Genomic DNA, 204 nt, shown 5'->3' with positions numbered 1-204 from the left:
ATCAACGCGGCCCGCCGGTGCAGCGGGTCGTCCAGCCTGCTGTACAGGGCGTCGCCGGAGAGCGTCTCCAGTGTGCTGCGGGCCCGTTTGACCAGCGCCTTGACCTGCCGGTCCACCCCCTCCCGCCAGCGCGGAAGGATCTGGTCCCGGAGCGTCGCGGGGTCCAGTAACGGGCCGGAGCCGGGCGAGAAGCCGTAGGGCGTG

The 204-nt window shown here is 72.5% G+C and carries 1 protein-coding gene; it reads right to left on the bottom strand.

The annotated features are described in order from the left end of the window. Positions 1-204: hypothetical protein (locus tag GJV82_RS20365; RefSeq protein WP_225873516.1), on the bottom strand; the 204-nt coding region annotated here is incomplete at both ends.

This window comes from Cellulosimicrobium composti (genome assembly GCF_009711085.1).
Classification (GTDB): Bacteria; Actinomycetota; Actinomycetes; order Actinomycetales; family Cellulomonadaceae; genus Cellulosimicrobium; species Cellulosimicrobium composti.
The sequence above is the reverse complement of the archived record's forward strand: the minus strand, read 5'-3'. Positions and strand labels throughout refer to the sequence as shown.